The 19,533-nt window shown below is 63.1% G+C and carries 22 protein-coding genes; 12 read left to right on the top strand and 10 right to left on the bottom strand.

Going from position 1 to position 19,533, the window contains the following annotated elements; all coding sequences use genetic code 11:
* The first annotated feature begins 48 nt into the window (after window positions 1-48).
* A complete protein-coding gene (locus tag FZI91_RS19950; RefSeq protein ID WP_155940777.1) occupies window positions 49-318 on the top strand; it encodes a DUF2277 domain-containing protein in 270 nt (89 codons plus the stop codon).
* A 16-nt stretch (window positions 319-334) separates the two neighbouring features.
* On the opposite strand, the gene FZI91_RS19945 is transcribed toward FZI91_RS19950, so the two are convergent.
* Window positions 335-895, bottom strand: coding sequence for a DUF3558 domain-containing protein (locus FZI91_RS19945; protein WP_375234359.1), 561 nt, complete (start codon window positions 893-895; stop codon window positions 335-337).
* A gap of 156 nt (window positions 896-1,051) precedes the next feature.
* Here FZI91_RS19945 and FZI91_RS19940 point away from each other — a divergent pair, with 156 nt between their 5' ends.
* From FZI91_RS19940 to truB, 4 genes are read left to right on the top strand one after another with little or no spacing between them, the layout of a single operon-like run.
* Entirely contained in the window at window positions 1,052-1,528 is a 477-nt protein-coding gene (locus FZI91_RS19940) for a carboxymuconolactone decarboxylase family protein (protein ID WP_155940775.1), read from the top strand.
* A 13-nt stretch (window positions 1,529-1,541) separates the two neighbouring features.
* A complete protein-coding gene (locus FZI91_RS19935; protein ID WP_155940774.1) occupies window positions 1,542-2,495 on the top strand; it encodes a metallophosphoesterase in 954 nt (317 codons plus the stop codon).
* Between the two features lie 4 nt (window positions 2,496-2,499).
* Window positions 2,500-3,141 (top strand): 4'-phosphopantetheinyl transferase, encoded by a 642-nt coding sequence (locus tag FZI91_RS19930; RefSeq protein ID WP_279538509.1) that lies wholly within the window; start codon window positions 2,500-2,502, stop codon window positions 3,139-3,141.
* Entirely contained in the window at window positions 3,138-4,034 is an 897-nt protein-coding gene (gene truB / locus FZI91_RS19925) for a tRNA pseudouridine(55) synthase TruB (RefSeq protein WP_162525981.1), read from the top strand. The genes FZI91_RS19930 and truB overlap by 4 nt, the downstream gene beginning before the upstream one ends.
* A gap of 483 nt (window positions 4,035-4,517) precedes the next feature.
* Here truB and FZI91_RS19920 read toward each other — a convergent pair whose 3' ends face one another.
* The 7 genes from FZI91_RS19920 to mntR form a co-directional block, all read right to left on the bottom strand.
* Window positions 4,518-5,267 (bottom strand): hypothetical protein, encoded by a 750-nt coding sequence (locus FZI91_RS19920; RefSeq protein WP_155940772.1) that lies wholly within the window; start codon window positions 5,265-5,267, stop codon window positions 4,518-4,520.
* Window positions 5,268-5,651: 384 nt separating this feature from the next.
* A complete protein-coding gene (locus FZI91_RS19915) occupies window positions 5,652-6,284 on the bottom strand; it encodes a hypothetical protein (RefSeq protein WP_155940771.1) in 633 nt (210 codons plus the stop codon).
* A gap of 232 nt (window positions 6,285-6,516) precedes the next feature.
* A complete protein-coding gene (locus FZI91_RS19910) occupies window positions 6,517-7,800 on the bottom strand; it encodes a WXG100 family type VII secretion target (RefSeq protein WP_155940770.1) in 1,284 nt (427 codons plus the stop codon).
* Between the two features lie 26 nt (window positions 7,801-7,826).
* Window positions 7,827-8,396 carry a DUF3558 domain-containing protein gene (locus FZI91_RS19905; protein ID WP_155940883.1) on the bottom strand — a complete coding sequence of 190 codons (570 nt, stop codon included), beginning with the start codon at window positions 8,394-8,396 and terminating at the stop codon, window positions 7,827-7,829.
* Between the two features lie 32 nt (window positions 8,397-8,428).
* Window positions 8,429-8,815 (bottom strand): hypothetical protein, encoded by a 387-nt coding sequence (locus FZI91_RS19900; RefSeq protein WP_155940769.1) that lies wholly within the window; start codon window positions 8,813-8,815, stop codon window positions 8,429-8,431.
* 119 nt (window positions 8,816-8,934) lie between these two features.
* Window positions 8,935-9,489 carry a DUF4262 domain-containing protein gene (locus FZI91_RS19895; RefSeq protein WP_155940768.1) on the bottom strand — a complete coding sequence of 185 codons (555 nt, stop codon included), beginning with the start codon at window positions 9,487-9,489 and terminating at the stop codon, window positions 8,935-8,937.
* Window position 9,490: 1 nt separating this feature from the next.
* Complete coding sequence (gene mntR / locus FZI91_RS19890; protein ID WP_162525982.1) at window positions 9,491-10,204, bottom strand: manganese-binding transcriptional regulator MntR; 714 nt, start codon at window positions 10,202-10,204, stop codon at window positions 9,491-9,493.
* Between the two features lie 93 nt (window positions 10,205-10,297).
* On the opposite strand from mntR, the gene FZI91_RS19885 reads away from it, so the two are divergent.
* The 7 genes from FZI91_RS19885 to FZI91_RS19855 all read left to right on the top strand — a co-directional run bounded on the left by FZI91_RS19885 (window position 10,298) and on the right by FZI91_RS19855 (window position 17,649).
* Window positions 10,298-11,260 (top strand): bifunctional riboflavin kinase/FAD synthetase, encoded by a 963-nt coding sequence (locus FZI91_RS19885; protein WP_162525983.1) that lies wholly within the window; start codon window positions 10,298-10,300, stop codon window positions 11,258-11,260.
* A gap of 93 nt (window positions 11,261-11,353) precedes the next feature.
* Entirely contained in the window at window positions 11,354-11,623 is a 270-nt protein-coding gene (rpsO, locus tag FZI91_RS19880; RefSeq protein WP_078287840.1) for a 30S ribosomal protein S15, read from the top strand.
* Between the two features lie 64 nt (window positions 11,624-11,687).
* On the top strand, window positions 11,688-12,143 hold the full coding sequence (locus FZI91_RS19875) for a hypothetical protein (protein WP_162525984.1): 456 nt from the start codon (window positions 11,688-11,690) through the stop codon (window positions 12,141-12,143).
* A gap of 295 nt (window positions 12,144-12,438) precedes the next feature.
* Window positions 12,439-14,688: a polyribonucleotide nucleotidyltransferase gene (locus FZI91_RS19870; protein WP_155940767.1), complete on the top strand. Its 2,250-nt coding sequence runs from the start codon at window positions 12,439-12,441 to the stop codon at window positions 14,686-14,688.
* Window positions 14,672-16,021: a pitrilysin family protein gene (locus tag FZI91_RS19865; RefSeq protein WP_155940766.1), complete on the top strand. Its 1,350-nt coding sequence runs from the start codon at window positions 14,672-14,674 to the stop codon at window positions 16,019-16,021. The genes FZI91_RS19870 and FZI91_RS19865 overlap by 17 nt, the downstream gene beginning before the upstream one ends.
* Window positions 16,022-16,065: 44 nt before the next feature.
* Window positions 16,066-16,827 (top strand): DUF2182 domain-containing protein, encoded by a 762-nt coding sequence (locus tag FZI91_RS19860; protein WP_239001747.1) that lies wholly within the window; start codon window positions 16,066-16,068, stop codon window positions 16,825-16,827.
* 9 nt (window positions 16,828-16,836) lie between these two features.
* The gene (locus FZI91_RS19855) at window positions 16,837-17,649 is read left to right on the top strand and encodes an SDR family oxidoreductase (protein WP_155940764.1); all 813 of its coding nucleotides are present in this window, start codon (window positions 16,837-16,839) and stop codon (window positions 17,647-17,649) included.
* On the opposite strand, the gene FZI91_RS19850 is transcribed toward FZI91_RS19855, so the two are convergent.
* Window positions 17,646-18,395, bottom strand: a complete 750-nt coding sequence (locus tag FZI91_RS19850) for a class I SAM-dependent methyltransferase (protein WP_155940763.1) — start codon at window positions 18,393-18,395, stop codon at window positions 17,646-17,648. The two genes, FZI91_RS19855 and FZI91_RS19850, sit on opposite strands and share 4 nt — an antisense overlap.
* Before the next feature lie 13 nt (window positions 18,396-18,408).
* Entirely contained in the window at window positions 18,409-19,524 is a 1,116-nt protein-coding gene (gene ald, locus FZI91_RS19845) for an alanine dehydrogenase (protein WP_155940762.1), read from the bottom strand.
* Window positions 19,525-19,533 lie beyond the last annotated feature (9 nt).

Here is a 19,533-nt window from a genome sequence, read left to right as displayed (position 1 = left end):
GGAACTAACCGGTGGGTGGGGCATGGCCATCCGTCGTATCGTCGAAGGATGTGCAGGAACATCACCGAACTACGCGGGCTGGAACCTGCCGCGACCGACCAGGAGATCGAGGCGGCGGCGCGGCAGTACATCCGCAAGATCAGCGGAATCCAGAAGACCTCCGATGCCAACCGGGAGGTGTTCGAACAGGCGGTCGCGGAGGTGACGGCCACGACGATGCATCTGTTGGGTCACCTGCCGGCGCGGCGTCAGCCACCCAAGACGGTGCCACCGCTGCGGCGTCCCGAGGTGCAGGCGCGGATCGCGGCGCGCGGCTGATCCACTCGGCGCTGCGTCAGAACTTGTATGAGGGCGCGAGAATGCCTGCGACCCGGCGGTTTTCCACCAGGCAGCCGGGGCCGTCGGGGGAGTACTTCGAGGATGCGTAGTAAAGGGACTGCTGGACCACGCCGTAACTGGTCTTGAACGTGATCATGCAGGACACCCACCACTGGTTGTTCCAGTCGGTTGGCTTCATGATGTTGTATTCCGCCGCGCGGTGGCCGGCGATGGTGGTCTCCACGCCGTCGGCGGGCAGCGAGTCCTCGTAGGTGCGCCACACGATCGCCTCGACCGCCAGTTGATAGTTGTTGCGCGAGTCGTATCGGCAGCGCAGCCCCTCTTCGGGGGCCGGCGGCGTCTGGTCGAGTCCGGCCGCGGCGATCGTAGAGCCCGGGATGTCGTAGCAGGGATCGAAGGGCCGCGGATCGGTGATCGCGACCACCGGCCATTTGATCGTGGTGCTGGCTCCGCCCGTCATCGGCGCGGTGGAGAACCGCAGCTGAACCGGCGCGCTCACGGCGTGCTCGGTCGGGGCGGTGCGCCACACGACAAGGCCGCTCAGTACCAGTGCCATGAGAACTATGGCGAGTCCAGCCCTACGGGCCATGCGAATTCACCTCTATATCGAAGGAGCCACGGTGCGCCGAAAGTCTAGCCGTGCACGTCGTCGCCTCATTACGGAACGTCCAAAACACTAGAACACGTTCTAGTCCCGGAGTATCGTGACGCCATGGCACGAATTGGGAATTACGCGGACGACGATGTGGCCGGCTGGTTGATGAGTTCTCCCGAGATGGCGCCCGGCTTCGCCGGGTTTTCCGATGCGGTCTATAACCGCAGCCGGCTCCCCATCGGGGTGCGAGAGCTCGCACGGATCGCGGTGGCCTTCGCGAACGAATGCACGGTCTGCCAGAACACCCGCTTTGTCCAGAGCGGCGAGTTGGACGCGGACTTCTATGCCGACGCCGAGCAATGGCGCACGTCGCCGCGGTACAGCGAGGCCGAACGGATCGCCGCTGAGTTCGCGCACCGCTTCGCCACCGATCACGTGGGGTTGCGCGAGGACGACGCGTTCTTTGCGCGGGTGAGTGAGCACTTCGACGACGGGCTGCTGACCGACCTGACGCTGTCCTGCGCATTCTGGGTGGGGAGCGGGCGCGCGCTGCGGGTTCTCGATGTCGGTCAGAGTTGCAAGCTGAACCTCTAGGTACATTGGCCGGATGACGCAGGAACGCGAGCCCACCCTCTGGGCCATTAGCGACCTGCACGTCGGGCAATCGGCCAACAAGTCGGTTCTCGAGGAACTGCACCCGGCCTCACCCGAGGACTGGTTGATTGTCGCCGGCGATGTGGCCGAGAAGACTGACGACATCCGGGCGGCGCTGGATCTGTTGCGGCGCCGGTTCGCCAAGGTGATTTGGGTGCCCGGGAACCACGAGTTGTGGACCACGGCGCGCGATCCCATGCAGATTTTCGGGCAGTCTCGCTACGACTACCTGGTCAACATGTGCGACGAGATGGGCATCGTGACGCCCGAGCACCCGTATCCGGTGTGGGTGGAGCAGGGGGGTCCGGCGACCATCGTGCCGATGTTCGTGTTGTACGACTACACATTTCTGCCCGAGGGTGCCAACACCAAGGCCGAGGGCCTCAAGATCGCCCGCGACCGCAACGTGGTGGCCACCGACGAGTTCTTGCTCTCCAGTGAGCCTTTCGCGACCCGCGATGCGTGGTGCCGGGATCGGTTGCGCTACACCAAGAAGCGGCTCGAAGACCTGGATTGGATGACGCCGACGGTGTTGGTGAATCACTTTCCGCTGGTGCGTGAACCTTGTGATGCGTTGTTTTATCCGGAGTTTTCATTGTGGTGCGGGAGCACCGCGACCGCCGACTGGCACACCCGCTATAACGCGGTGTGTTCGGTATACGGGCACCTGCACATTCCACGGACCACCTGGTACGACGAGGTTCGGTTCGAGGAGGTGTCGGTCGGGTATCCGCGGGAATGGGCGCAGCGCAAGCCGTATTCGTGGCTGCGGCAGATCCTGCCCGTCCCGCACTATCCGCCGGGCTATCTCAACGATTTTGGTGGTCATTTCGAGATCACCGAGCAGATGAGAGTGGCGGCCAAGCGGTTCCGTGAACGGGTTGCCAAGGAGCGTGCCAATGACTGATGAGCTGATCGCGTCGGTGGTTCCCGACGTCCTGTCCTCGGCCGAGCTCTACAACGATCCGCCGGGGCTCTCTCCGCTGCCCGAGGAGGAGCCGCTGATCGCCAAATCGGTGGCCAAGCGGCGCAACGAATTTGTCACCGTGCGGTACTGCGCGCGGCAGGCACTGTCTGTTCTGGGTGTACCCGAGGCCCCGATCCTGAAGGGGGACAAGGGGCAACCTTTGTGGCCCAGCGGAGTGGTGGGCAGCATGACGCACACCGAGGGGTTCCGCGGCGCCGTGGTCGGACGCGTGGGGGAGGTGCGGTCGGTGGGCATCGACGCCGAACCGCACGATGTATTGCCGAAGGGGGTGCTCAAGTCGATCGCCTTGCCTGTCGAGCGTGACGAGCTGGAAGCGCTGCCCGAGGGCACACACTGGGACCGACTGTTGTTCTGCGCCAAGGAGACCACTTACAAGGCGTGGTTTCCGCTGACCGCCCGCTGGCTGGGGTTCGAGGACGCGCACATCACGCTGGATCCCGATGGGACGTTCACGTCGCGGATTTTGGTGGACGGCAAGGCAAACGACGGCAGCGTGCTGTCATCATTCGATGGGCGCTGGATCATCGACAGGGGCCTGATTCTGACCGCGATCGTGGTGCCGTGACTTCAGATCCATTGAGCCGCGCGGGCCTGGTGATCGTCGACAAGCCCGCCGGGATGACGAGCCATGACGTGGTGTCACGGTGTCGCAGACTGTTTTCCACCCGCAAGGTGGGGCATGCGGGAACCCTCGACCCGATGGCGACGGGGGTGCTGGTGATCGGCATCGAACGCGCCACCAAGATCATGGGGTTGCTGACGCTGACCACCAAGTCGTACGCGGCAACGATCCGATTGGGGCAGAGCACCAGCACTGACGATGCCGAAGGTGAGGTGCTGCAATCTGTTTCGGCGTCGCACGTCACCGATGCGGACATCGAGGCCGCGGTGGCCGCCCTGCGTGGGGATATCGAGCAGGTGCCGTCGTCGGTGAGTGCGATCAAGGTCGACGGACAGCGCGCCTACAAGCTTGCGCGGGAGGGGCAAGCGGTTGAGCTGGCGGCGCGACCGGTGCGGATCTCGCGGTTCGATGTGTTGGCGGTGCGGCGCCTCGACGGATTTGTAGATGTCGACGTTGAGGTGGACTGCTCGTCGGGGACGTACATTCGTGCGCTGGCGCGCGATGCGGGCGCTGCGTTGGGTGTGGGTGGGCATTTGACGGCGTTGCGGCGCACCCGGGTTGGTGATTTCGCGTTGGATCAGGCGCGGACGCTTGAGGAGCTGGCCGAGGATGCGACGCTGACGGTGGACCTCGACACCGCGTGCCGGGATGGGTTCCCGCGGCGCGACGTGGACGAGGCCGAAGTCGACTCGGTGCGCAATGGTCGGCCGCTGGCAGCGGCCGGGATCGAGGGGACCTACGCGGCGGTGGATGCGGACAATCGGGTGATTGCATTGTTGGCGGACAAGGGTTCTCGGACAACGTCGGTCGTCGTGTTGCGGCCGGCAAATCTGTAGGGCAGGTCCGTGACCTGTTTAGTGACGCTGCTGTCAGCCACCCTTTATCGGCCTCGTGTAGAAAATCCCTATCTGTATTGCGACAAGAATAAGCCCGATGGACCAAATCGCGATGACCAATTCGGGTCGATCACATAAATCCGAGGCCGGGTAAGCCATTCCTAAAAATAAGGCTGCAAATACGGTCAAGAGCACATTACCGATACGTGCGTACCCTCGGGTCAGCGGAGCGAGTCGACCCCACACGGCGCCCAAGGTTAAGATGGCCATGTAAGCAATTTCAACGATTGCAACAAACACCCACTTTCCAGGCGACATACCGAGGCATGGATTTTGACCGCTAGTACACCCATACACTGCGATGATTGGGTAGCATACTTGGCTTGCCGCGAAGGCGGCAAACACAATCCATGCGATCTTATTTCTATTCATGCTCACCCTGCCTACAATGCGCCTGGTCAATGTCAGGTTTCAGTAAGTTTCTTACTTTGGCTGCCAATTCGTACTCGGACCATATTTTTCCGTGACGGGCCCGGGCCAGTGCCCCCCTGGAAACCCCGAAGCATCGGCCGTCTCATTATTGAGCGCTTGCGCCGATCTCGTTAGTTCAGCCATTCGATCATTAAATGTCGTTATCAGAAGTGTCAAGGTTCCGAGTGCGGCTGCGACAGTGGTACCAAAAACGATGGCACCCGGCACTCCAGTAAAGACTCCCGCTAAAGTTATGAGTGCACCGGCCGCTGCTACAAGGACGCCAACCAAGCAGCAGCCCAAACCGGTGAAGAATTTCTCGGCTGAAGCATTTACCTCGTCAAGAGTCTCCTTGGCTTTCTTCGCTAAGGATAACAACCTTTCCATGGCTTTCTTCTGCTGATCAGACATTGCGGTGAAAGAAATTGCAGCATCGCCTTCCCAATGATCACGCAGTCCCATATCCGGATCGTCGAAGAGCGATACGATTTCGCCCGACAACTTAGTGATGATCTCGTTCCAGCCTTCTGGGATATGCTCTATTTTCTGCATATCCTTGGCGTCTTGTACTGCGGGCCTGGTCTTATCGACTAGCTCTTGGGTCTTATCAGCCGCGTGGTTTCCAGCATCTCGGAGCGCCTGGTCGAGATGTGATTTCTGAGCCAGCCAGGTATCTGCTATGTCGTTAGCTGCGTTTCTGATCTTTCCGGGCCATGGTTCTAGCTCTTCTAGCTTCTGCGCGAATTCATATATGAGTGCCATGCGTGAGTCCTCTACCGTGTCCCAGTGCCATTTGTGACACCTTGTATGTTCGTGGCGGAACCATGATCTTGATTTTGGTATGTGTCTGCGACCTCTAAGACTGTTTTCGCTACCGCATGGCACGAACTAGCGCCCTCGCTCGTCCTATTCTGAAAATTTGCGACGAATACATTATAGGCATCTATAAATGTGCCCAGATTCGTCAGTCCCGACCCAATCGGACGGTCGATCCCAGCCTTAGATACCTTGACTGACTCGATTCCCTGTTTTACTGCATCCATTCGGTCACCGAGGGTTGTCCAGTTTTTGGATTGCTTTCGTAGCCAATCGATATCAACCTTCAGTCGCTGTGGATCTGGTGCCATCGTCCGCTTCCCTCCCTTGCTAGTTTTTACCCTTGTGGTATCCAAGTGCTGCTATCGCTTCATTGCCCAGCGATAGCAGCGTATCGATAGCTTCTTGCAGTTGCGCTTGCGCTCCCGTCAGCGCTTCTTGATCTCTGGTATCACTCTTGGCTTCTGCCAACGCCCAGGCAAGTTTTGCGGTGATCTCTCCACCGCTTTTTCCAGCAGCCCATCTGGCATTTACATCGCAACCGGCGAGCCAGTTGTCACGTAAGCGGAATGCAACACTCTCAGCCTCGCCCGGCATTGAGTGAGCGGCAGCAGCCGCCGTCCGCAAGTTGACCAGAAGCCGGATAGCGCGGTCCATGGCGTTCTGCGCATCTTCGGTGTAACTTTCGACACTACGCGGTGGGCCGTCGAATTCACGCAATTTCGCATGAATGTCCTGCTCTTCGTCAACGCTGGGTGCAATATCCGAGTAGGAAATCTGGGGCAGTTTTGACAGCCCGTCGCTATATGCGTCAAAAACCCTGGATCCTAGTGCGCCGGAGGGAAAGAGCTGTTCCCACCCTGAACTAACCACGACACTGATCAGTTCACGGTGCTCTGATAGTTCGGCCGTGACAGCGCCGCTAGTGTCAACTCCAACCACCGCAACCTGCGGAACACTCATGAGCACCCCATCCATACGTTTCCGCTCACCTGTGTGTACCGATCGGCAATCATCGTCTGAATCTCGTGGAGGGCATCGCGTGAAACCGATCGTGCAGCGGTGTGTGATGGCATGTCGCCGTCGCTCGGCTGGGCCGTCATTCCTGGCGTGTCGGCCTCCCATTTGGAGGAAGACGCTAGGTCGTGTAAGTCCTTTGACATGCGGCCCAAGGCATGTAGATCAGCTTGCAGTGTCAATCGAACTTCACATCCCAACCCATGGACTTGTAGCGTTTGATTTCGGCCTCTCTTCGGCGCTTTTCGGCATCCTCGTGTTCGGTCCAGTCGCCGATGACGCCGGGGGACGCTTTGGGTAGGTCGCCGAACAACTCATTGCCATTGTTGAGGTCGATGAGGTAGTCGGGGGTGGCGTGCTCGTCGTCGTCGCTTTCGCCTTTGCCTCCACCGCGGCCGTGCGCGCCGCCCGCGCCGCCCATCATGCCCATCGGCATCATGCCGCCGCGCACACCGGCAGCGCCGATTCCGGCAGGGTTGGTGCCGCCCGAGCCGGCAACGCCGGGTGGCAAGCTTCCGAGACCGCCACGCATGCCACCCATTCCGGCGCCGGGCCCCGTCCCGGTGCCCGCAGCCGACGGACTGAGCCCGGCCGCATTAGTCGAACCGATTGCGGGGGAGTAGCCGCCCGAATTCCTCGGGTCCGAACCAGTGCCTAAGCCGCCGCCCTGGCCACCACTTTGACCGCCGCCCTGGCCACCACCTTGACCGCCGCCCTGACCGCCGCCTTGGCCCTGGCCTTGGCCGGTGCCTTTTCCATCGCCGCTGCCCCGGTCGAAGGCGGGTTTGGTGTCTCCGGGGGCATCGGGCTTCAGCTTGCCGTCGGTTCCACCAGTGCCAGTGCCAGTGCCGGTTCCGCCGCCGCCGTTCTCGTCACCATTGCGGTAGGCGACTGGCTTCGGGCTATCTGGCGCGCGATCTTGCGGATCGTGCACGTCTTCGACATCGTTACCTGCATCGACAGCGGGTTGGCTGAACAGCTCGGTCATCTGCTGACGGGCCTGATCCTGTTTCGTTGCGATCTCGTTCGTGAGGTCTGACATGGCCTTCAGCCCGGCCTTCTGGTCCTTCTTGTAGGTCTCGATGGCCTGGTTGTATCGGCTCTTAATCTCGCTTTCCGGCATCGGAGGCTCGATTTTTGCCATCGCTGTGTCCATGGCATCACCGACTGGCTTAAGAGCTGTCGACAACCCGCGGATGGCCGTGACTGCGTCTTCCACTCCTTGGAAGAAGTTCGAATATGAAGTCTGAGCAGCTTCTGCCGTGAGGCCCTTCCAACTGGTTCCGACTGTCTGCTGAATCTCTCGGCCGGCCAGCGTCATAACCTCGTGCAGCTTGTCGGCGTACCCGTTGATCTCGGTCTGGGTGTCGGTGACATAGCTGCTCTTGAACGCATGGGCGGCGTCGTAGATCGTCTGGTGTTCCTCGCCCATCCACTGGTGGGCCTTGATTTGTTTGCCCATTGAATTGCTCCTTGAATCTTCTCTGGCTAGGGAATTCTCGGCTCGATGGTGGTCATGATCTGCTTCGCCAGCGGACATTGGTCATAGCGTTGGTCGGTGAGCTCCAAGTTGAGATTGACTTGGACTGTTGCGATTCCTTGTTGAGAAGGAAGTGCAATCGTGCAGGTGATTTGGTCCTTGCTGTGCAGCAGCCAGCCCGATCGCGAACCAATAGTGATTGCCTCTTGACGGTCATTGTCTTCCTGCGGCTTGTCCCATTGCGTTATTGAGCCGTTGACGGCGTAGATGCGCAGATACCATTGTTTGCCATTCCACAGGCAGCCGCGTACGTTTCGTGCCTGAGGCTGGCCCTTTGTGTCGTGCTTGGTCTCTGGCTTGAGTTCCCATGAGGCGATCTCGGCATCCGTCACGGACGCGCAGCCATCGAACGTGGTACCCGTGACGTTGTCGTTTGGTGCCGCAGTCGTCGGCGGCGAGACCCCGGACAGTGTGACCTGCGTTCGGGGCGTAGACGAGGACGGTCCGATCGACATCGCTGTCGGGGTGCCGGCCACTGTGTTACCGCAGGCAGACAGCGATAGCGCGACCAATCCCATCGTGATCAAGCGGATACTCATGGTTGCCACACCTATTGATACGACGGAAAGGACTTGGACGGATCGACGCCTTGCGCGCTTTTTCTGATCCGCTCCTTGTTCGCATCTTCGAGCTCGTTGAACGACTTCTGAGCATTGTCCGCCTGGGCTGCGAACTCGTTCAGGCGTCGCATGCATGTCTCCACGACCTTCAGGACTGACGCCTTCGCGTCCGTGCGGACGACTTGATCGACTGCCGTGTTCCATGAGGTGCCCTCGTCATACGGACCGATCCCAAGATTGGTCTTGTATTTGATGACCGTCTGTCGCAACTCGTCCTCGAGCTGCGTCGCCGCGGCCTTGAACCGGGTGGCGACTTGCGCAGCCACCTGGCCCTCCAGGTACAAGGTGTCCTTGTTCAGGTCTGGCAGGGGCGCCATCACCATCTCCTTCCGCAGGTCATCAGGGCTAGAGAGTGCCCTTATATAGATCCGACGCCGCGACCCCCGATTCGGTTCCATCTTTTTCGCAAAAGTTGAGAACCGTGGATAACCCCAGCTCAGTCGCGTATCCACCGGCTCGGGGGATGCAGCTCCCGCGGCATCCACATCAGCGGCTGCCGGTCGGCAAAGTGCGGGTCAAGCTCGGGATTCCCGGGGTAGCGTCCGGCTCCGTCGGGCCACAAGATCTGTAGATACCGCACATGGTTGGTCCGGTTGAACCACAGCCCGAACCCAAAGTCGCTGTGATACCAACTCGGATCGACGGGGGACAGCTTCACCCGATAGTCGTCGACGTCGGGCAGCGCGAGCACGCCCTCGAATGTCTCGCCCACCTGCAGCCCGTGCCCGTCCTGCGCCTGCTTGGCGACCGTGTTCAGCGCCCGCTGCATCATGGTGATGTCATTGACCCCGTAGATCGCCAGCTCGGGTGATCGCATGGTGTGCCACAGCCCCACGGTGTATGCGAACGGCGGACTCTCCTCAGACTCCGTAGGCCCGATTCCCAGTGCGCTCCAACCGTATTCGGTGACGCTGCCGATGATGTCGCGATCACTGGGGTTGTAGTCATGGCGATCCCCGTAGTCGACGCATAGCAGGCACTCGCAGGTCATCTTAGTCCAGTACAACCCAAATCGATTGTGCTGCCGGGTTTCCCAACTCAAGCTTCTTGTCGCCGCTATCGCAGTCAATCGAGACTGAGATGGTTCCGGCGAAGTCGCGCCGCTCGTCCACCGTCACCCGCGCATCCAGCGCCACCCCCACAGTGTCGAAGTAGCGCAACATCTCTGGGTCGGCATCGGAGATTCGTGCCACCACACCGGCATCGCCGTTGGCGCAGTCCGACAGCTGGCGCGCCGGGGGAGTGGGCACCTGGCCATCCGGCCCCGGAATGGGGTCGCCGTGCGGATCGCGGTGCGGATGACCGAGTTTCGCGTCGATCTTGGCCAGCATCAGATCCGAGACCGCATGCTCGAGCACCTCGGCCTCGTCGTGCACCTCGTCCCAGCCGTAACCGAGCTCGCTAACCAAATACGTCTCCAGCAGCCGGTGCCGGCGCACCATGAGCACCGCGGCCTTGCGGCCCTGGTCCGTCAGTGTCACCGCGCCGTACTTCTCGTGATCCACCAGGCCCTGGTCGGCCAGCTTGCGGATCGACTCCGACGCAGTGCTCGCCGAAACCCCCATCGCCTCGGCCAGCATCTTGGTGCTCACCTTTTCGTGCGACCACTCCTGTGCGGTCCAGATCACCTTGAGGTAGTCCTGGGCGACCGTTGTCAGGTCGGCGTCCGACCGAGCAGTCGGATCCGACGATCTACTGGGGCTCACGGAGCTCAGCCTAGTCAGCCCTCCACGACCCGCCAGCGCGAAGACCGAAAGCCAAGTCGGCCTTCCCGCATCTTCCGAAGTAGGCTCTAGGCCGTGCAACGCTGGCGCGGGCAAGACGAAATCCCGTCCGACTGGGGTCGGTGCGTACTGACGATTGGCGTATTCGACGGAGTGCACCGTGGTCACGCTGAACTCATCGGGCGCGCGGTGAAGGCCGCACGCGAACTCAACCTCAAAAGCGTCCTGATGACGTTCGATCCGCACCCCATGGAAGTGGTGCACCCGGGCACCCACCCGGCCCAGCTCACCACGTTGACGCGGCGGGCCGAGCTCGCCGAGGAACTCGGCGTCGACGTCTTCCTGGTGGTGCCGTTCACCACCGAATTCATGAAGCTCTCACCCGAGCGATACGTGCACGAGCTGCTGGTCGAGCGCCTGCATGCCGCCGAGGTCGTGGTCGGGGAGAACTTCACCTTTGGCAAGAAGGCCGCCGGAAACGTCGCCATGCTCGCGAAGGCGGGGGAGCGCTTCGGCTTCAAGGTCGACGCCGTCACCCTGGTCGCCGAACACACCGTCACGTTCTCCTCCACGTACATCCGGTCCTGCGTCGATGCCGGGGACATGGTCGCGGCCACCGAGGCGCTAGGGCGTCCGCACCGGGTCGAGGGTGTCGTGGTCCGCGGTGACGGGCGTGGGCGGGAGTTGGGCTTCCCGACGGCCAACGTGGCACCCCCGATGTACGCGGCCATTCCGGCCGACGGCGTGTACGCGGCCTGGTTCACGCTGTTGGGGCACGGTCCCACCATGGGCACCGTCGTTCCCGGCGAGCGCTATCAGGCGGCGGTCTCGGTGGGCAGCAACCCGACGTTTTCCGGCAAGGCCCGCACCGTCGAGGCGTTCATCCTGGACACCGCCGCAGACCTATACGGCCAGCATGTGGCGGTCGATTTCATCGCGCGTATTCGCAGCATGGAGAAGTTCAACTCGGTGGACGACCTCATCGTCGCCATGGGCAAGGACTCCGAGAAGGCCCGCACGATTTTGGCCAGGGGCTGACCCACCGCTAGACTTCCTCCTCGGTGTGAGCTGCAGTTCGCGGTGGCCCGCCGGAAACATTCGACGCGAACCCCAGTGATGGAGAAGCTTGCCGTGGCATTGACTACCGAGCAGAAGAAAGAAATCCTCACCCAGTACGGGGTGCACGAGACCGACACCGGTTCTCCCGAGGCCCAGGTCGCGATGCTGACCAAGCGCATCGTTGATCTGACCGAGCACCTCAAGACTCACAAGCATGACCACCACAGCCGTCGTGGCCTGCTGCTGCTGGTCGGCCGTCGTCGCCGCCTGCTCAAGTACATCGCGAAGGTCGACGTTGCGCGCTACCGCTCGCTGATCGAGCGCCTGGGTCTGCGCCGCTGATTTGATCCCTTCTCGTCTGGGGCGCCCTGGCAACGTAGCTGGGGCCTCCGTTCTTCTCGTCGGTGTGGCGTTGGCGTCCGCTTGTTCGGCCGTCGCCGCCAGCACCGATGACCTCGCCGTCGGCGACTGCGTCAATCTCAGCGGAACCGACCAGCGGGCCAAGCTCGTCGAGGAAACCTGCGGCAGTCTCAAGTCCAATTTCAAGGTCTTCGCGAAGACCGCCACGGACACCGACTGCCCGCGCGACGCCGATTCCTCTTATTACGCCAAGCGCGGTTTCGGTCGCAAGAGCCAGGCCCTCTGCCTGGACATCGATTGGGTGGTCGGCAGTTGTATGAGCGTCCCCGACAAGTGGGACGGCGACCCGGTGCGCGTCGACTGCAACGATCGCAACGCCCAGAACAAGAAACGCGCCACTCAGGTGCTCCAAGACGTGTCGACGGCAGACGACTGCATCACCGGGCTCGGCTACCCGTACGTCGACCGCAATTTCACCGTGTGCATCGAGGAACTGCCCTGATCACGGTGCAGGGCCGCAAACGCCGCAGGTGATAAGGTGTCGGGGTTGTCATGCTGGTCCCACCGGGTAACGGGCGGTCTTCGGTAGTGGCAGCCGGAATCCGCGTACGCGGCTTGTGCTCTTCGCGCAAGCGGCTCATCGGCGCGCCCGGCCGCTTCGATCGAACGGCCGTGGCCGATCACCTACCGGGTCCACTTCGCGCTGGTACGTCCGCGCGCTGACCGTGTGATGACACACATGCCCAACGCAGCCACAGGTTGCTAACTGAGAACGTATGAGAGGTATTCCAAAACTTATGTCTGCTACAGAAATTGACGAAGGCGTCTTCGAGTCCACCGCGGTCCTCGACAACGGGAGCTTCGGCACCCGCACCATCCGGTTCGAGACCGGACGCTTGGCTCAGCAGGCCGCCGGCTCCGTCGTCGCCTACCTGGACGACGAGACCATGCTCCTGTCGGCGACCACCGCCAGCAAGAGCCCCAAGGATCATTTCGACTTCTTCCCCCTGACGATCGACGTCGAGGAGCGGATGTACGCCGCGGGCCGCATCCCCGGCTCCTTCTTCCGTCGTGAGGGACGTCCGTCCACCGACGCGATCCTGACCTGTCGTCTGATCGACCGGCCGCTGCGTCCGTCCTTCGTGTCCGGGCTGCGCAACGAGATCCAGGTCGTGGTGACGGTACTGAGCCTGAACCCGCAGGACCTGTACGACGTGCTGGCCATCAACGCCGCATCGGCCTCCACCCAGATTTCCGGCCTGCCGTTCTCCGGTCCGGTCGGTGGCGTCCGCGTGGCGCTGATCGAGGGCCAGTGGGTCGCGTTCCCCACCGTCGAACAGCTGGAAACCGCCGTCTTCGACATGGTGGTCGCGGGCCGCAAGGTCGGCGATGACGTCGCCATCATGATGGTCGAGGCCGAGGCCACCGACAACGTCATCGCCCTCATCGACGGCGGCGCCGGCGCGCCCACCGAGGCCGTTGTCGCCGAAGGCCTTGAGGCCGCCAAGCCGTTCATCGCCACCCTGTGCACCGCGCAGGAAGAACTGGCCGAGAAGGCCGCCAAGCCCGTCGCCGAGTACCCCCTGTTCCCGGACTACCAGGATGACGCCTTCGCCGCCGTGCAAGCCGTTGCCGCTGGCCCTCTTTCCGAGGCTCTGTCCATCGCGGGCAAGGCCGAGCGTGACGAGAAGACCGACGAAATCAAGGTCGAGGTTCTGGGCCGTCTGCAGGAAGGCTTCGACGGCCGCGAGAAGGAGATCGGCGCGGCGTTCCGCTCGCTGACCAAGAAGCTTGTGCGCCAGCGCATCCTGAAGGATCAGTTCCGCATCGACGGCCGCGGTGTCACCGACATCCGCGCTCTCTCGGCCGAGGTCGCGATCATCCCGCGGGCCCATGGCAGCGCGCTGTTCGAGCGCGGCGAGACCCAGATCATGGGTGTCACCACTCTCGACATGGTGAAGATGGCTCAGCAGATCGACTCGCTGGGGCCCGAAACCTCCAAGCGCTACATGCATCACTACAACTTCCCGCCGTTCTCCACCGGTGAGACCGGACGCGTCGGTTCGCCGAAGCGTCGCGAGATCGGCCACGGTGCTCTTGCCGAGCGGGCCCTCATGCCGGTGCTGCCGAGCATCGAGGAGTTCCCCTACGCCATCCGCCAGGTCTCGGAGGCGCTCAGCTCCAACGGCTCCACCTCGATGGGTTCGGTGTGCGCCTCCACCCTGTCGCTGCTGAACGCCGGTGTGCCGCTGAAGGCCCCCGTCGCCGGTATCGCCATGGGCCTGGTGTCCGATGACATCGAGCTCGCCGACGGCACCACCGAGCGTCGCTTCGTGGCGCTGACCGACATCCTGGGTGCCGAAGATGCCTTCGGCGACATGGACTTCAAGGTCGCCGGCACCAAGGACTTCGTCACCGCGCTGCAGCTCGACACCAAGCTCGACGGCATCCCGTCGAAGGTTCTGGCAGGTGCTCTTGCCCAGGCGCACGACGCTCGCAACGTGATCCTCGAGGTAATGGCCGAGGCGATCGACGCGCCCGACGAGATGAGCCCGTACGCGCCGCGCATCACCACCATCAAGGTGCCGGTCGACAAGATCGGTGAGGTGATCGGGCCCAAGGGCAAGATGATCAACTCGATCACGGAGCAGACCGGCGCCAGCATCTCCATCGAGGACGACGGCACCGTGTTCGTCGGCGCCTCCAATGGTGAAGCCGCCCAGGCCGCGATCGACATGATCAACGGGATCGCGAACCCGCAGCTGCCCAAGATCGGTGAGCGGTTCCTCGGAACTGTCGTCAAGACAACCGATTTCGGTGCGTTCGTGTCGCTGCTTCCGGGCCGCGACGGCCTGGTGCACATCAGCAAGCTCGGTAAGGGCAAGCGGATCAACAAGGTTGAGGACGTGGTCAAGGTCGGCGACAAGATCCAGGTCGAGATCGCCGACATCGACAACCGCGGCAAGATCTCGCTGGTCCCGGTGGCTGACGACGCCGCGGAGGGCGCTCCGGCGGAGGCCGTTCCGGCAGATGCCGCAGCCGAGTAACGCGCGCGGCTCATTGCAGCCTGATTCTCTTCGCGCACGCGGCTCATCGGTCCGCCGTACTGTTCTTCCTGGCGGTCTCCGAGTCGTCACCGAGGCGATGCCCTCGGTGCGCTCGGCGTCCGTCGGGGTGTGGGTTGACGTCGGCTCGCGCGACGAGGGTCGCAGCGTCGCCGGCGCGGCGCACTTCCTGGAACACCTGCTGTTCAAGTCGACGCCCACCCGCTCGGCGGCCGATATCGCGCAATCGATTGACGCCGTCGGCGGTGAGCTGAACGCCTTCACCGCACGCGAGCAGACCTGCTACTACGCGCATGTGCTCGACTCCGACCTGGAGCTGGCCATCGACCTGGTGGCCGATGTGGTGCTGCGCGGACGCTGTGCCAGCGATGACGTCGAGGTCGAGCGCGATGTCGTGCTCGAAGAGATCGCGATGCGCGACGACGATCCCGAGGACCTGCTGGGGGAGGCATTCCTCGGCGCGCTGTTCGGCGATCATCCGATCGGCCGCAGCGTGCTCGGCAGCTCCGAATCGATATCGGGGATGACGCGTAGCCAGCTGCATTCGTTCCATGTGCGGCGGTACCGGCCCGAACGCATGGTGCTGGCCGTGGCAGGGAACATCGAGCATGATCGCGTCGTGCGGTTGGCGCGCAAGTACTTCAAATCGCATCTGGACCCCGCGATGGCCACGGTGGCTCCGCGCAAGGGAAATGGTCGGGTCACGGCCAAGCCCGGTCTGGAGTTGGTATCGCGGGACGGTGAACAGGTGCACCTGTCGCTGGGTGTGCGCACCCCGGGACGTGGCTGGAAGCATCGCTGGGCACTGTCGGTGCTCAACAACGCGCTCGGCGGCGGGCTCAGTTCCCGCCTGTTCCAAGAGATTCGGGAGCAGCGCGGTCTGGTGTACGCGGTCTACTCGTCGGTGGACACGTTCTCGGACACCGGTGCACTCTCGGTGTATGCCGGCTGCTCGCCGGAGCGCTTCGACGAGGTGGCCAAGGTGACCGCGCAGGTACTGGATTCGGTAGTCGACGGCGGATTCACCGCGGCGGAGATCGACCGCGCCAAGGGCGCACTCTCCGGTGGACTTGTTCTGGGGCTTGAGGATTCGGCGTCGCGCATGAATCGGATGGGCCGTAGCGAGCTGAACAACGGTAAGCACCGCACAATTTCGGCGACCCTGGGAAAGATTGACGCGGTAACCACCGATGAGGTCAACGTCATCGCCCGTCAGCTGCTCGGCAGTCGCGCCGGGGCGGCCGTGGTCGGGCCGTACCGCTCCAAGCGGACGCTGCCACGCGCGCTGCGCGCGATGGTTGATTCTGCAAGCTAGGTGACCGTCATGGAGATATTCTCTTGCTGATGGTCGCCAACGTGATGCGGAGCGTTAGGGAACTAACGGCTGGCAGGTACACAGGAATCGCGACTGCGGTAATTCTGTTGTCGTGGTTGGGTTTCGCATTCCTGCCGCAGCACGGGACCGCCCACACACCGACGCCGACAGCCGGGCATATGCACGGCATGAACCACGCGAACATGGCGCCGATGGCCGCGCCGGTGACACATCAGCCCGCGCTGTGGATGGCGATCGTTTCCTGGGTCATCATGACCATCGCCATGATGGGACCGGCGGCCTTGCCCGCTATCCAGTACGTCGAGCGGCACACGCTGCGGTGGCGTGGTCGGGCGACAGTGCTCTACACGGTGGTCTGGCTCGCGCTGTGGGTCGTGTTCGGTATCGCCGTCACGCTTGGGCTGCCGCTTGCGGCCGGGGTCAACCGGCGGTGGATGTTCGCGGGCGCGCTGCTTTTCGCGGGGATCTGGCAGCTCACCCCGATGAAACGGCAGGCGCTTGGCGACTGTCACCGGTCCGCTCCGCTGCCATCGGAGGGTTGGCCGGCGATCAAGGGCCTCACGAGGTTCGGTGCATTCAGTGGCTGGGCGTGTATTCGCTCATGCTGGGCCGTGATGCTGGCGATGGCGCTCGCGCCCTCGGCCCACATTCTGTGGATGGTGCCGCTGACGGCCGCCGTGACCTACGAGCGGTTCACGCAACGTCCAGGCCGGACCGTTCGTGTCGTCGCGGTCCTGTTCGTAATCACGGCCGCTGCCGTCGGGATGTTCGCAGCCATCCAATAGGGTCCGGATATGGACATCAACGGCAGCGTCGCCATCGTCACCGGAGCCGGATCGGGAATCGGGCGGGCCCTCGCCTGGGGTCTCGTGGACGCTGGAGCCTCGGTCGTCGCCTCGGATATCGACGGGGACGCCGCGGTACGCACTGCATCGGCACGGGAAGGCCGGATCGTCGGGCAGCGCGCAGATGCCAGCGCTGTCGCTGATATCGAGAGCCTCATCGCCCTGGCACAGCAGGAATTCGGCCCCGTAGACCTCTACGCCGCGAACGCCGGAATCGGCGGCGGACTGGGGCTGGATATCGGCGAGGCCGCATGGGATCTCACCATCGACGTGAATCTGCGTGCACATATCCGGGCGGCGACGCTGCTGGTGCCGGGCTGGGTGGAACGCGGACGCGGATACTTCCTGTCGGTCGCATCGGCGGCGGGGCTGCTCACCCAGCTCGGATCGCCGGCCTATTCGGTGACCAAGCACGCTGCCGTCGGCTTCGCGGAATGGTTGTCGATCACATATGGCGACAAGGGGATCGGGGTGAGCTGCCTATGTCCGATGGGGGTGAAGACGGCCCTGCTGGACGGTCTCACCGAATCGGACGATCCGGCCACCAAGGTGGCGGGCACCTCCATCACCGCCGCCGGTGAGGTGCTGGAACCTGCGGCCGTCGCGGCGATCACCCTCGATGCGATCCGCGAGGAGAACTTCCTTGTCCTGCCGCACCCGCAGGTGCTCGATATGTATCGGCAGAAGGGCGCAGATTACGGCAGGTGGATCTCCGGGATGCGTCGCTACCAAGCCATTCTGGAGACCCAGGCCGGCATTTAAGCGCGCCGCGCCACCACGACTTGCATCGGGGTTGGCCAGGCGGGCACCGTGCGCAGCTGAACCTGAATCGACGGATCAGCATGTGCGGCAAGGGTTCGCAGCGCTGACGTGCCATACGCGCGCAGGTAGCTGATGTGCCCGTCGTGTGCGCACGGGGAGTAGGTTCCCTGGGCCCATCCGAAAGGCGACCAGATCGCGAGCAGCGGCGCGGGCAGGCGGCGTATGTCGATGATCAGGAGCGTCTTGGCTGCGCGGGTTCCTTCCGCGAAGACCTTTGACGCCAATCGCGGTGGCAGATGATGAAACGACAAGGCGAACACCGCGAGGTCAAAAGCGTTGTCGGGGGTGTCGATCGCGGTGGCGTCCATTGGTCGCACCGTCACCCGATCGTCGGTAGCCAGATCTGAGGCGGCCATCTCTTCGACCGAGGAAGGTTCGATATCGGTGACCGTGATGTGCGCATCTGGTCGAAGCTGAAGCAGCTCACGCGACAGCCCACCGTGCGCGGCGCCCAATTCCAGTACCCGAGGGTTGGTCACCTCGGGCAGCAGCTCGGCGGCCAGCCGGGCATTCTTCTTGTGATACCCCAGCCGGTGGCCCATGCGCTCCAATCCGTGCACCACCGCGCGCTTTTTGTCCGGGACGTCGTCACGGTCGAGGTATTCGAGCTTGTCGGTCTGCAGGCGGCGAGCGAGCCAGCTTGCGTCAAACCCCGCTCGCGGCAAGGCGTCAAGATCGTCGTCCATGCCGCGAGCGTACCTAGACCAGGACCCCTGCGGGATCGGTAAACGGCAGCTCCAGGTCGTGGGCGACGTACGGGTTCAGTAGCTCGCCTTCGTGTGTCGAGAGGCCCTTTGCTAGTGCCGCGTCGTCGCGGCAGGCCTGACGCCAGCCCTTATCTGCCAGTGCCAGCACGTACGGCATGGTGGCGTTGGTCAAGGCGAAGGTGGATGTGCGCGGCACCGCGCCCGGCATGTTGGCCACGCAGTAGAACACGCTGTCATGCACGGTGTACGTCGGTTCGTCATGGGTGGTGGGTCGCGAATCGGCGAAGCAACCGCCCTGGTCGATCGCGATGTCCACCAGCACCGAACCCGGTTTCATCTGGGCCACCAGCGAATTCGATACCAGTTTGGGTGCCTTGGCGCCCGGGATCAGCACCGCGCCGATCACCAGGTCGGCCCGTTTGATGGCTCCCTCCAGCTCCATGGTGGACGAGTATCGGGTGCGTACGCGCCCCCCGAATTCCGCGTCGAGCTCACGAAGCTTGTTCAGGTTGAGGTCGAAAACCGTGACATGAGCGCCCATCCCGGCCGCAATCAGCGCTGCGTTGTATCCGGCCACGCCGCCTCCGATGACGACCACATCGGCCGGGCCGACTCCTGGGACGCCGCCCATCACCAGGCCGCGACCACCCACCGGCGCCATCAGGTGGTAGGCGCCGACCTGAGCAGACAGCCGTCCGGCCACCTCGCTCATCGGGGCCAGCAGGGGGAGTGCCCCATCGGCGGTCTGTACCGTCTCGTACGCGATCGAGGTGGTACCGGAGGTCAGCAGCGCCTCCGCGCACGGCAGCGAGGCGGCCAGGTGCAGGTAGGTGAAAACGATCTGGCCGCGCCGCATGAGGGCGTACTCGGGTTCGATAGGTTCCTTCACCTTGAGCAGCAGATCGGCCTCGGCCCAGATCTGTTCGGCGCCGTTGATGACTTGTGCGCCAGCGGCTTTGAAATCCACATCGGATATCGAGGAGCCCTCGCCCGCGCCAGACTGGATGATCACCTCGTGACCCCGGCGCGTCAGCTCGGCGACACCGGCCGGGGTGGTGGCCACGCGGTACTCGTTGTTCTTGATTTCGGTAGGGATACCTACGCGCATGATCGTCTC

It is taken from the genome of Mycobacteroides sp. CBMA 271 (assembly GCF_009729205.1).
Lineage (GTDB): Bacteria > Actinomycetota > Actinomycetes > Mycobacteriales > Mycobacteriaceae > Mycobacterium.
This window is presented reverse-complemented; position numbering and strand designations above follow the sequence as displayed.